At 56.1% G+C, this 14,069-nt stretch carries 13 protein-coding genes; 9 read left to right on the forward strand and 4 right to left on the reverse strand.

Going from position 1 to position 14,069, the window contains the following annotated elements; translation table 11 throughout:
• Positions 1-18: 18 nt before the first annotated feature.
• The 4 genes from GWA01_RS07540 to GWA01_RS07555 form a co-directional block, all read right to left on the reverse strand.
• Positions 19-1,638 (reverse strand): efflux transporter outer membrane subunit, encoded by a 1,620-nt coding sequence (locus GWA01_RS07540; protein ID WP_146795787.1) that lies wholly within the window; start codon positions 1,636-1,638, stop codon positions 19-21.
• A complete protein-coding gene (locus tag GWA01_RS07545; RefSeq protein ID WP_146795789.1) occupies positions 1,638-2,849 on the reverse strand; it encodes an efflux RND transporter periplasmic adaptor subunit in 1,212 nt (403 codons plus the stop codon). The genes GWA01_RS07540 and GWA01_RS07545 overlap by 1 nt, the downstream gene beginning before the upstream one ends.
• On the reverse strand, positions 2,849-6,046 hold the full coding sequence (locus GWA01_RS07550; RefSeq protein ID WP_146795791.1) for an efflux RND transporter permease subunit: 3,198 nt from the start codon (positions 6,044-6,046) through the stop codon (positions 2,849-2,851). The genes GWA01_RS07545 and GWA01_RS07550 overlap by 1 nt, the downstream gene beginning before the upstream one ends.
• A 452-nt stretch (positions 6,047-6,498) precedes the next feature.
• A complete protein-coding gene (locus tag GWA01_RS07555; RefSeq protein ID WP_146795793.1) occupies positions 6,499-6,891 on the reverse strand; it encodes a helix-turn-helix domain-containing protein in 393 nt (130 codons plus the stop codon).
• Between the two features lie 109 nt (positions 6,892-7,000).
• On the opposite strand from GWA01_RS07555, the gene GWA01_RS07560 reads away from it, so the two are divergent.
• The 9 genes from GWA01_RS07560 (at position 7,001) to GWA01_RS07600 (ending at position 14,060) form a co-directional block, all read left to right on the forward strand.
• Positions 7,001-7,306 carry a transcriptional regulator gene (locus GWA01_RS07560; RefSeq protein WP_146795797.1) on the forward strand — a complete coding sequence of 102 codons (306 nt, stop codon included), beginning with the start codon at positions 7,001-7,003 and terminating at the stop codon, positions 7,304-7,306.
• Positions 7,306-7,818, forward strand: coding sequence for a hypothetical protein (locus GWA01_RS07565; RefSeq protein WP_146795799.1), 513 nt, complete (start codon positions 7,306-7,308; stop codon positions 7,816-7,818). The genes GWA01_RS07560 and GWA01_RS07565 overlap by 1 nt, the downstream gene beginning before the upstream one ends.
• 129 nt (positions 7,819-7,947) lie before the next feature.
• The gene (locus tag GWA01_RS07570) at positions 7,948-8,388 is read left to right on the forward strand and encodes a hypothetical protein (RefSeq protein WP_146795801.1); all 441 of its coding nucleotides are present in this window, start codon (positions 7,948-7,950) and stop codon (positions 8,386-8,388) included.
• Between the two features lie 36 nt (positions 8,389-8,424).
• On the forward strand, positions 8,425-8,871 hold the full coding sequence (locus tag GWA01_RS07575) for a hypothetical protein (protein WP_146795804.1): 447 nt from the start codon (positions 8,425-8,427) through the stop codon (positions 8,869-8,871).
• Positions 8,855-10,168 carry a phage terminase large subunit gene (locus GWA01_RS07580; protein WP_146795808.1) on the forward strand — a complete coding sequence of 438 codons (1,314 nt, stop codon included), beginning with the start codon at positions 8,855-8,857 and terminating at the stop codon, positions 10,166-10,168. The genes GWA01_RS07575 and GWA01_RS07580 overlap by 17 nt, the downstream gene beginning before the upstream one ends.
• 47 nt (positions 10,169-10,215) lie before the next feature.
• Positions 10,216-11,649, forward strand: a complete 1,434-nt coding sequence (locus tag GWA01_RS07585) for a phage portal protein (RefSeq protein ID WP_146795811.1) — start codon at positions 10,216-10,218, stop codon at positions 11,647-11,649.
• Positions 11,646-12,146 carry a phage scaffolding protein gene (locus tag GWA01_RS07590; RefSeq protein ID WP_228118522.1) on the forward strand — a complete coding sequence of 167 codons (501 nt, stop codon included), beginning with the start codon at positions 11,646-11,648 and terminating at the stop codon, positions 12,144-12,146. Before GWA01_RS07585 ends, GWA01_RS07590 begins: the two co-directional genes overlap by 4 nt.
• A gap of 73 nt (positions 12,147-12,219) precedes the next feature.
• Entirely contained in the window at positions 12,220-13,599 is a 1,380-nt protein-coding gene (locus tag GWA01_RS07595) for a DUF4043 domain-containing protein (protein ID WP_146795814.1), read from the forward strand.
• A 59-nt stretch (positions 13,600-13,658) separates the two neighbouring features.
• Positions 13,659-14,060 (forward strand): hypothetical protein, encoded by a 402-nt coding sequence (locus GWA01_RS07600; RefSeq protein ID WP_146795818.1) that lies wholly within the window; start codon positions 13,659-13,661, stop codon positions 14,058-14,060.
• Positions 14,061-14,069 lie beyond the last annotated feature (9 nt).

A 14,069-nucleotide genomic window follows, 5' to 3' on the forward strand; every position in this document is an offset into this window, starting at 1 on the left:
GTTGTTCGGAGATGCTCTTTATTTGAGCATTCCGGTTGGCAGGGGAGCCAGGGTTTTGTTCGCACCGAGCGGAGCCGTGGAAGGCGCCGGGGAGGAAAGGTTTTCGAACTGCTCCGGATGTTCGGAGGCGTCGACGCCTGGGACTGGCTTTGGGTGGTGCAGGTTGTCGTACTGGAGCGGGGTAATGGACAGGGTTTGGTCCATTGTCGGCATCAGCTTGATATCCCAGCCGCCGCCGAGGCTGCGGATGAGGTCCACGTCAGCCTGATAAAGGTGGGTGGCGATTTCTACCTGATGGATGCGCGACTGCAGGGTGTTTTCCTGACTGAAGATCGCCTCCAGATACGTTCCGACGCCGCCCTGATAGAGTGTCATGGTCATGGCCTGCGTTTGCAGGTTAGCTATGACAGCGTTTTGCAGGGCTTTGTTTTCACGTTCCAGCCTGCTTGTGCGGGACAGGCCGTCTTCGACATCGCGGAATGCGGACAGGACGGTCATGCGGTATTCGTCGCGCGTTTCGCGGTATGAAGACCACGACCGCTGAAGTTCTGCACGACGCAGTCCGCCATCATAGATTGGCATGTCGAGGCTTGCGCCGTAGGTCCAGAGTGAGTTGGCCAGATTGGCCAGATCAAACCCATTTCCTTCGAAGCCGCCGCCAAAATTGAGCGAGATATGTGGGTAGAATGCGGCGCGAGCGATACCGATTTCGCGGTTTGCCTGCGCCATTTTGCGTTCTGCCGAAGCAACATCGGGGCGACGCTGCAGAATCTCGGACGGGATACCGGTCGGGATGTGCGGCTGGTTGAAGTTCAGCGTCTGGATTTGAGCAATATGGAAGCTGGACGGTGAGGTGTTTGTCAGAACCGCGATTGCGTGTTCGGTCACCTGACGTGCGGCTTCGATGTCTAGCTGCGCGGCTTGTGTGGTGTAGAGCTGGGCTTGTGCACGGGCCAGATCAAGGCGTGGGACAGCCTGGTTTTCCAGCTGGTTTTCCGTGATTTTTACGGCGCGCTGATAGTACTCGATGGACTGCTTATAGATGGCATCCTGTGCATCATATCCACGCAGTTCGATGTAGTCGCGTGCGAGTTCGGCCTGCATGCTCAGGCGTGCCATTGCGAAATCTGCCGCACGCTGCTGCGCAAACTGCTTCTCTTCGCGGACACGATTACGGATGGAGGACCAGAAATCTGGCTCCCATGATGCCAGACCACGATATTCCTCGCTCGTCTGGGTCAGGGTTGCGCCATTGCGGAAGAGACGATCTGCGGACTGCTTGTTATCTGATCCGCCGGCTTCCATGCTGATATGGGGCAGCAGGTCGGCACGGGCTTCCACCACAAGTGCGCGGGCCTGCATGAAGCGCTCGGCCGCTGCCTGCAGGTCCCCGTTATCCTGGGTTGCCCGTGCTTCGAGTTCATTGAGAAGCGGGTCGTGGAACAGGCTCCACCAGTCGGTGGGAAGCACGTTGTCCGCAGGGGTTGCGACTGCGAATGGTGCTTGTCCGTGCCAGCTGGAGGGGACGACGAAGGTGGGTGTTTTGTACGTCGGCGCCATGTCGCAAGCGGAGAGGCCCAGAAGAGAAAGGGCCGAACCGCAGACGAGCGTTGCGCGTCTGAAGGACTGTAAGAGCATTATTCGTCCCCGTTATCGTCAGAATCTTCGGAACCTTCGGTAGCGCCACTCTGGTCGTAGCCGCGGGCTGGTGTCACGACGTGAACAGGGTCCCCTTCCAGAAGGTCTGCGGGCGGATTGTTGATGATACGGTCTTCCGGGGTGACACCTGCCTGGATTTCGGTGGAACTGTCTGCCATGCGGCCGACTTTGATGTTGCGGTAATGGACGTGGTTGCTTTGATCCACGACAGCGACCTGCATGCCCTTTTCTTGGAATACGAGGCAGCCGGTCGGGATTTCGAACAGTTTGGCCGATGTATTTTGAGCGCTCAGGGCGATGGACGCGAAGGTGCCTGGCCACAGGAGGTGGTCGGGGTTTTCCATCGTGAATTCAGTGACGGCCGTACGGGTATTGGGGTCATAGCCGTGTGAGGACGCGATGTACTGAGCGTCAAAGGTTTTCCCGGCGAACTGGGGTACCCTGACTTTTGCGGTCAGGCCATCCTGCAAGATGTAGGAAAAGACTTCTGGCACAGAGACGAACAGGCGGAGTTTGTGTGTGTCTGCGACCGTGAAGAGTTCGGACGCTGCGCCTGTTGCATTCAGGCCGCCGCCGCCGTTGTTGACGTAATCACCGACGCTGACGGAGCGTGATGTTACGACGCCATCGAAGGGTGCGACGATCTGCTTGAAGCGTTCGAGTGCTTCAAAATGGTCCACGTTGCGTTGTGCTGCCTGGACTTCTGCGTTGGCGGACTGTTCGTTCGCGTTTGAGACGGACACTGACTGGCCGGAAACAGACTGTGACTTTGCCATTGTGCGCCAGCGGTTCGCGGTGACAACGGCGAGGTTGTACTTCGCCATGACAGCTGCGAGATCGGCTTTGGCCTGAGCGTACTGGGCATCGAGTGCCGGAGCGTTGATCTCGGCGAGCACATCACCCTTGTGCACCTGTGCACCGTAATCTTTATACCACATCTGCACGTAGCCGGAGACCTGTGGGTAGATCGGGGCAGAGTACCATGCGTCAATCGTGCCCGGTAGCGTCAAGGCTACTTTCGGGCTGGTGTGGCGTGGGCTGATCACGGCGACGTCTGGTACGGCGTTGGCAATGGTTTCGGCATTGAGTGTCGAAACGGCATGCACGCGACCTACAACGAGGCCGGCAACATAGAGCCCGAGTACGCAGACACCCGCGCCGAGAATGATTTTACGGGACGTGGAGGCCATCAGACTGTCTCCTTCTGGCGCGAAGTGCGGTTGTGGAGGATTGCGTAGACGCAGGGAACGAAGAGAAGTGTAGAGATCGTGGCGACCAGCAGGCCGCCGATAACGGCGCGTCCGAGCGGAGCGTTGGTCGAGTTGGATGTTGCCATAGGCACCATGCCGACGATCATGGCCAGAGCCGTCATCAGCACCGGACGGATGCGGCCGTAGCCCGCTTCGATGGCAGCCTTGATGGCGTCACCGTGGATTTCGAGGCGTTCACGAGCGAAGGAGACCACGAGGATCGAGTTCGCTGTTGCGGTGCCCATGCACATGATGGCGCCGGTCAGGGCAGGGACCGACAGACGGGTGCCTGTCAGGAACAGTGCCCAGGCGATGCCTGCAAGTGCGCCGGGCAGAGCCGTGATGATGACGAACGGATCGAGCCAGGACTGAAAGTTCACGACGATCAGCAGGTAGATGAGGGCTACGGAGACGACGAGGCCGAAGACGAGCTGATTGTAGGCGCTCTTCATTGTTGTGGCCTGACCGCGGACATCGACAGCGGCAGAGCGTGGAACAAGATTTGCTGTCTCGTCGAGGACCTTGTGGACACCGTTAAGGACGGAGCCAAGGTCGGTTCCTTCTGCAGACACGTAAATGTCCACTTCCGGCATGGAGTTGTAGTGCGACACTTCGCCTGGGGTGCCGGTCGGCGTGACTGTGCTGATGGCGCCAAGGAGCTGTGTCTGGTTGTTGGTCGGATCGCCGTCACCCTTGTCTACAGGGATGGTCAGCAGGTCGTTGAGATGTGTGAGCTGATCCTGCGAGACATAGACGTTCAGCGGGAAGGTCACATTATCCGAGGGATCGAGCCAGTATTGTGGATCGACGGTGGAACTGCCCGACAATGTCATCAGTTCGTTGTTGGCGAGATCTGCTTCTGTCAGGCCGGTTGCCTGGCTGAAGGTACGGTTGCCACGAACCGTAAGGGTAGGGGTTTTCATGGTTTGCTGGATCACGACATCGCTGGCGCCGGGGATGCGGCGTAGGCGGCCGATGATGGAGCGGGCGTAGTTGTAGTCGTCGTTGATGCCAGGACCCGAGATCTGGATGTCGATTGGCGATGGGGCACCGAAGTTCAGGATCTTGGCTGTCAGATCAGCAGGCTGGAAAGTGAAGACTGTTCCAGGGAACTGGGCAGACAGATCCTTGCGCAGGAGCTTGCGGTAATCCCAGACCGGCGATTCCTCGTTTTTGAGGGTGATCGTCAGGTCGCAATCCTGCGTGCCGATGGTCGGGGTTGGGATGAATGCCTGGTTATGCGGGCCTTCGGGAAGACCGCAATTGCTGATGATGCCTTCAACCTTGCCGGGTAGGTCTGCGTGGATGCGGTCGTCCACGAGTGCGGCGACGCGGCCTACGGATTCAATACGCATGCCTAGTGGCGCACGCATGTGCATCTGGAGCAGACCGGATTTGGTTTCGGGGAAGAAGTCACGGCCGGCAACTGTGTAGAGGCCAAGTGACAGGACTGAGATGCCCAGGAATACACCGACAAAGGCGATGCGGCGCTCAATGCAGCGGGTCAGGAGGGTGTTGTAGCCTTCCCGGAAGCTGTTGAAGCGGCGCTCGAAGCCCTGCTGGAAGCGACCGAAGAAGCCTTTACGCGGGGCGTCCGGAGTTGGCTGATCGTCGTGAAGGGCTTCATGCTCGTGACCGTGCTCGCCGGAATGGACGTGTGCGGACAGGAGGAACTTGGCCATCGTTGGGACAAGGGTTCGTGACAGGATGAAGGATGCGACCATCGCGAAGATGATTGCTTCTGCCATTGGCTTGAAGAGGAAGCCAGCGACGCCGTCCAGTTCGAACAGTGGCAGCCACACGATGCAGATGCAGGTGGTGGACACGAAGGTTGCGATGACGATCTGGTTGGCAGCGTCGATGATCGCGAGTTCGAGGTCTTTACCCATTTCGAGATGGGTATCGATGTTCTCGATCATCACGGTGGCGTCATCGACCAGAATACCAACGGCCAGTGCCAGACCGCCAAGGGTCATAACGTTGATGGACTGTCCGGCCCAGCCGAGGCAGATGATAGAGCACAGGATCGCCAGTGGAATGGAGGTGGCGATGATGACGGTAGAGCGCCAGGAGCCAAGGAACAGCAGGACCACGATGCCGGTCAGGAAAGCGGCCGTTATCATTTCGCGTACGACGTCCTTGATGGAGTCTTTCACGAAAGTGGAAGCATCTGTGAGAATCGAGACCTTGACGTCCGAGGGCAGGATTTTACGCAGGCGTGGCAGAAGGGACTTGACCCCGTTGACGACGTCCAGGGTCGAGGCTCCGCCGCCCTTCATGACGACGATTTCGACGCCCTGACGGCCTTTAACGAGGACTACGTTCGTTTGGGGGTGCCCGCCACGATATACGTCTGCCACGTCGTGAATGTAGATCACGGCATTGCCGACGCGCTTCACCGGAATGTTGCCGATGGCTTTCATGCTGGTGGGTGTGGCGTTTGTCTGCACCATCCAGTCCACCGAATCGATTTTCTGGTCACCAGCGGGGAGGACGATGTTCTGGTCGCGCATGGCAGCCTGAACGTCCATCGCGGAAAGGTGATGAGCGCGGAGCTGGTCTTGATTGAGCGCAATCATCACAAAACTGTCCATGCCGCCATATGGGTGAGCAACGACAGAACCAGGGACTGTGACGAGAAGCGGACGCACGGAAATGACGCCGAGTTTAAAGAGATCTGAAGGCGTCTGTTTGTCGGACGTGATCTGTAGAGAAATCACGGGGACCGATGAGGCCTCCAGACGCATTATCATTGGCGCGGGGATGTGCGTGGGGAGCTGCTGGATGACGGTTTGTGAAATGGCGACGACGTCTGCTTCGGCCGGTCCGATATCAGTACCTGGCTGGAAGTAGATGTTGACGATTCCACGACCGTAATAGGAGTTCGACTCCATGTGCTCGATGCCTTCGACGGTCGAGGTCACATTGAGTTCGTAGTTGTAGATGATGCGGCCCGCGAACTGTTCAGGCAGCATTCCGCCATAAGTCCAGACGACAGACACAACGGGAATGTTGATGTTTGGAAAGACGTCCGTGGGTGTTTTGAACACGGACATGATGCCGAACATCAAAATCAGAATCGATAAGACGACAAATGTTAAAGGTCGCCTCAGTGCGGTAACGACAATTGCATTCATGGGGCACGATTTCCGGCGTTGCTCAGACTTCTCATAGAGGTCGGAGGCTAAATGAGCAGCCACACTAAGTCGCATAAACGATGGTTTATAATATGAAGGTCAGATTACGGGACTGATAGAAAATAAAAAAATCGTTTTATATCAATGCGTTAGATATAATTTTGCACCAAAAGATGTGAACCCTTATGGGGCTATAAATTCTTTCAGGGGCATTTTAATGGCTCAGAGCCACATTTGCAGCTTGACCCCATGGCTCAGCGCCATTAATTTATCGTTAATTGCTGGCTTCCATGGGGGGAGTTGGTGGGCGGGGGAGGCTCGGAACTGATGCGAGATGTATCGCTTCTGGAGTGTCCTGTTTCCGATTTGTTCATTCTATCGTCGGTGCCGCGGTTCTGCACCGCGTCGAATGGGGAGCGCTTGTGCGCGTATGAGAACCAGCGAAACCACCATCAATGGAGATCTTCGTCTGGTCTCTTGGGCGGATCAGGCGTGTCGGAAGGACTGTTTTTGTCCTTGCCTGGAGCCATGTCTTGCCGCTGGAGCACCAACTCTGGGTGCAGGGCTGCCAGCCGTAAGGCCAGTTCTTCGTCGGTTCGACCGTTCAGGACTCCTTTTAGAAGAAAGTCTGTAGAGACCCGGAGTCGGTTCGACAGAGCAGCAATAAGGAATACGCTTGGTGCGCGATCGCCACGCTCGATTTTGTTGAGCGTAGAGGCATCGACGCCGAGCAGCCGGGCGCATTCACTTTGGTTGGGGATAACAAGTTCCCGTGCCCAGGCGATGCGTGTTCCGATGGCTCGCTGGAGAGTGTTTAGGGTGTCCGGACGCTTATGTTTGGCCATGAGGCCTTTTTAGCAATGGCTTTATGCCAAATCCAGTGGAAGTTTTTGTCTTTTCCAGAATGGCATAATGCCAACTCTAAAAGATTTTTAGAACAAAAGGAATTTTAACATGCGGCAGATCAAAATGAACTCGATGTCGCGGAGAGTTTCTGCCAGTGCGGTCGCGGCAATGCTTGCTACTGATGGCTGGATTCCTGGTAGTGAGCGTTCCCGCCATCGCAAGAAGGGGAATGGGACTTCCTCGCGTGAGAGGAGAGGGTCTGCGGGGCGGACTGCGTCGGAACGTGAGAGAGCTGATGCGCTTCCCGCCGGGCATCCTGTCAGCTGGAACGCTTTGTGGGGTGGCGATCGTGTTCCGGCGTTTCCGGGGCTGCTTCCGATCGGGGCTCACGAACATGGTCTGGAGTTGAACTGATGCTGATCATGGAGCGAAATATGGTCGGTGTTGATGCTGGGTCCGTGTATCCCACTGCCGAGCGTTTCCAGCACTCCGAGTTCGGGCGGATCGGGGATGCTTACCGTGTCGTGAACACGGTTCAGGCGATGTATGACGCGCAGGATATTGGCGACGACGAGGTTGCGGCGGCTGATCGTTGGTATCGCGAGTTTCTGTTTGCGACCGTAGGTGTGGTGGAGCAGCGCCCCAATGCTGTGGCGTCGCATGAGAAAGGGGATGTTCACACCTGGATGTTGGGGCGTGGGAAATGTTCAGTACGAATCAATGATGTTCGCCATGCCATGGGATTATGTGCCCATGTCCGGCTTGAGATGATGTTGGCACGGGAGATGTCTTTTTCTGCAATGGCCCGGCAGTTTTATCCGGGTTTGTCTGAGGCTCGGGCTCGAATGAAGATTTCAGCGCAATGTGCTCTCATTCTTGAGCAGCTGGCTAGTTTTTATGAAAATGATAGAATTAATAAAAAGTAAAATTTTAAAATAAAAATTGACATTTGAGCGCATGTTTGTTAGTAATTATTCATCATAAAGAAATTGTATTCATCAATTTTAAGCCGCGCCACGGAAGTGACGCGGTTTTTTTTGTTTGAGTTAGAAATAATGACAAAAAATACTGAAATTGTTTCTGGATCTGTCGTTTTTTGTCGCTGGCAGCCAATGGTTGTTCTTCATGTGATGGAAGAAGAAGCTTTGCTCTGCCCGCTTGTTTCGGAAAATGAGCCGTTACATCGGGGAGATATGGAGCTTGCCTGGCACGACCTTGCGGAGGCTGGTCTTTCACGGCTCGACGTTCGTTTTCGGGGGGTTGTGTGCCGCAGGAATATTCGGGGTTTGAAGCTTCTGGGCAGCGTCAGCGCAACGCTTTTGCGCCGAATGCATGCACTTGCATGTCGTGAACAGGAGCAACGTCTTCTGGAGCAGCGCGCAGAACGTCGGAGTATGCGTTCGACATTTCCCGATGACAGGCCATTCGGCGGGGTGAAACAGGTCTGGATGCATCGAGGAGGGCACCGGATGGAACATAGAGGCATGGCAGGCTGACATTCCGTTTTTTGTGCGGATGAAAATGAGGACGGAATGAGCGAGGGCAGATCGGAAAGTCGTAAAAGGCGTTCCGGACGTGTGAAGCAGCGTCAGGACAGATTTCTTGAGCATCTGGCCCTGAGCGGGAATGTTTCGGAATCGGCTCGTGTGGCGGAAATGCAGCGAGGTAGTCTGTATCGCTGGAAAGAGGAAGATGCTGCTTTTTCTGAGCGTTGGGATTATGCGCTTGAAGACGCAGCGGACGCTTTGGAAGCTGAAGCGCGGCGGCGCGCTGTGGCGGGGTATGACGAACCTATCACGTATGGTGGCAAGGTTATCTGCGATCCTGAGACTGGGGTTCCGTTGTTACGAAAGCGGTATAGCGATGGATTGATGGCGTTTTTGCTGCGTGCTCACCGGCCGTCTCGCTTCAGGGACGGAGAACGGGAGGCGCGTGGTGGTATTTCCATCAATATAAGTCGTGATGACAGCCAGCTTTAGTCTCAATGCTGCTCAGCGCGATGCGGTGAGACTTCTTGGAAGTCCTGCACGGCATATTCTGCTGAGGGGAGGATCACGGTCGGGCAAGACGTTTGTTCTTGTTCGGGCAATTATTATTCGGGCCCTGAAGGAGCCGGGAAGCTGTCATGGGGTGTTTCGGCATCGTCTGACTGCTTTGAAGGCTTCAATCATCCGCGACACGTTCCCGAAGGTTATGCGGCTCTGTTTTCCGCAGGTGACCTGGAAGCTTGATCGGCAGGACTGGGTTGTCACGTTTTCCAACGGTTCGACAATTTTGTTTGGTGGTTTGGATGATGAACAACGGACCGAGAAAATTTTGGGTCTAGAGTTTGCGACTGTTTATCTGAATGAAGCGAGCCAGATCAGTTATTCGTCGCGCAATATGCTTCTGACGCGTCTTGCGCAGAAATGCGGGTTGGCGGTGAAGGAGTATATCGATGCAAACCCGCCGAGTGTGGGGCACTGGCTTTATGCGCTGTTCGAGGCAGGAATTGAGCCGAAATCTGGGGAGCCTGTTTCGGAGCGTATTTATTACGCGACGATGATTCTTAATCCTGAAGCGAACAGGGATAATCTGAGTGAGGATTATCTTGCGCGGCTTGAAGCTCTGCCGGAGCGTGAGAGACGACGGTTTTTGTATGGTGAATACCAGTCTGTTGTGGACGGCGCGTTGTGGAGGCTTGAGTCTTTTCGTCGTGATGCTGTTGTTACGGCATTGACGCGTGACGATGTGGCTTCGCGGATGCGCCGGATCGTGGTGTCGGTTGATCCTTCTGGTGCGGCTGGTCCGGATGATTATCGCTCGGATGAAATTGGCATCGTGGTGTGTGGTGTTGATGCTGACGGCGTGGGGCATGTGCTGGAGGATCTCTCTGCGAGGGATAGTCCTGCGGGCTGGGCTGGGCGTGCGTTTCGCGCTTTTGACGAATGGGGTGCGGAGCGGATTGTTGCGGAGCGGAATTTTGGTGGCGCGCTTGTGGAAAGCACGCTGCGGAGTGTTCGTGCACAGGCGCCTGTCAGGCTGGTTACGGCTGCGCGTGGCAAAGCTGCGCGCGCTGAGCCGGTTGCGGCACTTTATGAGCTTGGCAGGGTTATTCATCATGGGCGCTTTACGGCGCTTGAGGATCAGCTCTGTCATTTTTCGGTCAGTGGGTATCGGGGCTCGCGCTCTCCGGATCGGGCGGATGCAATGGTCTGGGGCCTGAGTGATCTGATGCTGAACGGGACGGGCGGTGTGGCGTCCTGGAACTCGGCTGGATTTTCGTTCGCGCGCTGAGGGCGTCCTGCCGGGGCGTGTGCGTTCTGTAGGAAATTGGAGAAATCATGGACTGGATGTCCCTGCAGCGGCGGTACGCAGTACCGGCCGGCGCTTCCGCGCGTACTGCCAGGATGCTTGCGCTGGGGCGTGTGTTGTCTGGAACGCAGTATGACGTACTGCCGAATCCTTTTGCGATGGAGAGAACGGGTTCGGGGGAATATATTCCGCTTTCCAATCGGCGGCCCGCTGTGCGGACCAATCTCTGCCGAACGGTTGTGGATGAATCCGTGTCGCTGTTGTTTGGTGATACGCATTGGCCGACGCTTGTTGCTGAGGATTTGCGGGTTGCACATGCAATGCAGGCGTTTGCGTCTCAGACGCGGCTTGCGTCTTTGATGATGGAAGTGGCTCGACTGGGATCAGTTGGGTCTGTGGCGATTCTGTTTGAAGTGTCGGCGAGTGTGCCTCGGCTTTCCATTCTTGAGACGGCATATCTGACGCCGTTCTGGGATGAGGCAAGTGGTGAGCTTTTGCGTGTGGAAGAGCGTTTTGTCGTTCTGGGACGTGAACTTGCGGCGCAGGGCTACCCGATTTCCGAAGATATGCTGGCTGCGCGTTTCTGGTGGGAGCGGGTCTGGACCAGCATGGATTGTGCCGTTTGCGTTCCCTGGCCTGTGGGCATGGAGGGTGGCCAGCGCGACGAGAGCCGGTCTGTCCGTCATGAACTGGGGTTTGTTCCTGTTGTGTGGATTCGGAATCTGGCGGGACCGCATGGGCTTGATCCGGATGGAGAGTGCACGTTTGAGCGGGCGATCGATACGGTTATTGAAGCGGATTATCTGCTGTCTCAGGCTGGGCGGGGTTTGAAATATGGATCTGACCCGACGCTCGTATTGAAGACAGGTGGATTTTCTGACGGAGTAGCACATCAGGGTGGGGCCGCGTCTGCGTTGACGCTGCCACCGGAAGGCGATGCAAAGCTTCTTGAAATCAACGGCAATGCTGCGGCGGCAGTTCTGGAGCATTACCGGGAGCTTCGGCAGATTGTGCTGGAGCAGCTTCATGGAAACAGGGCGCACGGAGATCGGATTTCTGCGGCGCAATCTGGAAAGGCCATGGAGATGATGTGTCAGCCATTGATCTGGCTGGCGGACCGTTTACGCCATTCTTATGGCGCTGGCGGATTATTGCCGATTTATCGGATGGCGTGCCGGTTTTCGCAGGTTTTGGAGAACGGACTTCGGCTTAACGGGCAGTTGGTGCGTGATCTGCCGTGTTGTCGGTTGGATCTGCGCTGGCCAGCCTGGTTCCCGCCGACTGATGGCGAATTGCTCTCGCTTGCGCAGGGGCTGGTGACAGCGGTTTCCAACGGTTTGGTTAGTCGTGAGACGGCTGTTCGGATTTATGCGTCAGCTTCAGGAAGTCCGGACCCGGAAGCCGAATGGCGTGCGGTTGCGGGGTGGGACGAAGACGATGTGGAACGATTTCGAAAGGTATGAAAATGTCCGAAACGGGCGAGGAAGTTCAGGACGCTGACGCTCTTCGGCAGGCGCTGAAGGAGGCGCGGGCCGAAGTCGAGACAGTGAGGCGCGAAATGGCGGGAGCTTCTGCAAAGCAGGAGAAGCTGCTTCGCACTCATGAGGAAGCGTTGGATCGTGTTCGGCAGGCCGGTGACCGTGAGGTTATTGCTGCAGAGCTTCGTGCTGAGGCTATTCGGTATGGTGCACATAATCCGGAGGATGTGGTCCGGCTGATTGATGCGTCTGATGTGGTGCGCGATGCGGATGGTCGTGTGCAAGGCGTTGCGGAAGCTGTGGAGCGTGCACGCAAGGATCGGGCTTATCTTTTCGGCGAAATGAGCCGCGCCGGAGTGGCCACGGGCACAACGGCAGGGCGCTCCGCGCCTCGTCCGGGTGGTGGTGAACCGTTTGATGCGCGTCGTGCAAACGGGGCGGATTACGAAGCGCGCAAATGGCAGTTTCTCGCACAGGGCTGAGGCCGATGCTGCGAGACGAAGATGGTTCATCCAGATGGATGAATTCCGAAAATATATTTACGGAACGAAATGAATGAGCATTGATAATTTTCCGGTTCAGCTTCAGGCCGCCATCCAGCAGGGTTTTCTTGCCCGTGAATTTGAAAATGGCCTGAAATCGCGCCTGGGCTTTCGTCAGGTTGCAGATCGGGAGGTGTTTCCGAATGCTATTGGTGAAACGCTTACCAAAACTCGCAAGAGTCTCAAGGCGCCTGTAACGACGCCAATGAACCCTACGACGAACACGAATTTTGACAATGGCATGTCTCCGAGTGGTTGGTCTGTTGAGCAGTATACGCTTTCTATCAATCAGTATGGCGACACGATTGATCTGAATATGGTGACGTCTGGTGTTGGTATCGCGTCCCAGTTTCTGGCGAATGCCAACACGAATGGTATTCAGGCCATGCAGTCTCTGGACCGACTGGCGCGCAACACGCTTTTTGGGGGTGCCCAGAATGGTGTTGGCGGTTACCTGGGTGGCAATACGCGGATTACGGTTGCTCTGGGCGCTGCGGGCGACACTATCTCTGTAGATGATATCCGTGGTTTTCAGAAGGTTATTGTGAACGGTCAGGTGGCGCCGGTCAGTTCTCTTAATGGGATGACGGTCACTGTGGGCTCTGATGCTTACACGCTGGTGACTGTGTCAGTGGACGGAACAAATGTGTCCACTGCCCCAGGTGGTATTTCGGGCTCTTTGCAGTTCTCGTCCAGTGTTTCTGTGTCAGATGGTGCAGCTGGGAATGCTGTTGTTGCGGCGACGGCTCCGATGGTGATTCGTCCTAATGGCCGTCTGACGACTGCGGCTCTTCAGACCGCGAGTGTCAACGGTTTGGCGGATACTCTGGGGATTCAGCAGGTTCTGGCGGGTGTTGCGACGCTTCGCCGCAATAACGTGCCGATGATTAACGGTGCATATCATTGTTATCTGGATGATTTGCAGTTGCTTTCATTGTTCCGGGATCCGGATTTTAAGCATCTTTATCGTGGTGCATATGGATCGGAAGAGTATCGTTCCGGACAGGTCATTGAATTGCTTGGTGTGCGTTTCATCCCGACCACGGAGGCTCCTCAGCAGGTTTCTCTGGGGGCGGGCTCAATTCATCGCGCGCTGCTGCTGGGGCAGGGGGCTATTATTGAGGGTGATTGCGCGCTGACAGGTCATTCGGATATTCCTGATGCCGAGCGTGCGCTTATCGAAATGGTGGATGGCGTGGCCATGGTGACGCGCGAGCCACTGGATCGTTTGCGTCAGATTATCGCGCAGTCCTGGTATTGGATTGGTGGTTTTGCGCTTCCGACAGATGTTACGGCGGACACAAACGTTATTCCTACGGCGACCAACAGTTATCTGAAGCGTGGTGTCGTGATCGAAAGCCTTGGGACGGATGCTCTGGGGCTTACGTTCTGAAGTCTCTGCGGGCTTTTGTGGGGGAACCTGCAGAGGCCTGTTTTCGGGGAGGAAGAATTATGTCTGGAACATTGGGCTTGTCTGCTTTGCCTCTGACGGAAGGGGAAAAGATGGATGCACGTCGTTTCTGCGGCTACCCGGCTGTTGGTTCCCGTGAAAACGGGCAGGAATCATGGCGTTTCTTCCAGGTTGAAGGGTCTCTGGAGTGGCGGCTGAATGGTCTTTCCGGTGCGGAACTTCAGCAGATCAGGTTGTATCTTTCGCAGCTCTACCCATTGGAATCTGCTGTCATTGGGGCTTCGGACAATCTGGATACAGAGCGTGCTGCGGCCTGGTATCATAATGGCCGGGAAGTGCAGGACAGAATGATGCTGTTCACGCTCTGGCGCCGCCGTCTATGCGCGTTTCTGGGTGTGACCGGCGGGCTGGAGTTACAGGACGGCAGGGCTATTGTGATCTGAGGAGATATC

The sequence above is a fragment of the Gluconobacter wancherniae NBRC 103581 genome, assembly GCF_007988885.1.
In the GTDB taxonomy this organism is placed as follows: domain Bacteria; phylum Pseudomonadota; class Alphaproteobacteria; order Acetobacterales; family Acetobacteraceae; genus Gluconobacter; species Gluconobacter wancherniae.

Bases quoted from the DNA above. Each gene is read 5' to 3' on its own strand.
- GWA01_RS07540 (WP_146795787.1), bottom strand. From the start codon at position 1,638: ATGCTCTTACAGTCCTTCAGACGCGCAACGCTCGTCTGCGGTTCGGCC.
- GWA01_RS07545 (WP_146795789.1), bottom strand. From the start codon at position 2,849: ATGGCCTCCACGTCCCGTAAAATCATTCTCGGCGCGGGTGTCTGCGTA.
- GWA01_RS07550 (WP_146795791.1), bottom strand. From the start codon at position 6,046: ATGAATGCAATTGTCGTTACCGCACTGAGGCGACCTTTAACATTTGTC.
- GWA01_RS07555 (WP_146795793.1), bottom strand. From the start codon at position 6,891: ATGGCCAAACATAAGCGTCCGGACACCCTAAACACTCTCCAGCGAGCC.
- GWA01_RS07560 (WP_146795797.1), top strand. From the start codon at position 7,001: ATGCGGCAGATCAAAATGAACTCGATGTCGCGGAGAGTTTCTGCCAGT.
- GWA01_RS07565 (WP_146795799.1), top strand. From the start codon at position 7,306: ATGCTGATCATGGAGCGAAATATGGTCGGTGTTGATGCTGGGTCCGTG.
- GWA01_RS07570 (WP_146795801.1), top strand. From the start codon at position 7,948: ATGACAAAAAATACTGAAATTGTTTCTGGATCTGTCGTTTTTTGTCGC.
- GWA01_RS07575 (WP_146795804.1), top strand. From the start codon at position 8,425: ATGAGCGAGGGCAGATCGGAAAGTCGTAAAAGGCGTTCCGGACGTGTG.
- GWA01_RS07580 (WP_146795808.1), top strand. From the start codon at position 8,855: ATGACAGCCAGCTTTAGTCTCAATGCTGCTCAGCGCGATGCGGTGAGA.
- GWA01_RS07585 (WP_146795811.1), top strand. From the start codon at position 10,216: ATGGACTGGATGTCCCTGCAGCGGCGGTACGCAGTACCGGCCGGCGCT.
- GWA01_RS07590 (WP_228118522.1), top strand. From the start codon at position 11,646: ATGAAAATGTCCGAAACGGGCGAGGAAGTTCAGGACGCTGACGCTCTT.
- GWA01_RS07595 (WP_146795814.1), top strand. From the start codon at position 12,220: ATGAGCATTGATAATTTTCCGGTTCAGCTTCAGGCCGCCATCCAGCAG.
- GWA01_RS07600 (WP_146795818.1), top strand. From the start codon at position 13,659: ATGTCTGGAACATTGGGCTTGTCTGCTTTGCCTCTGACGGAAGGGGAA.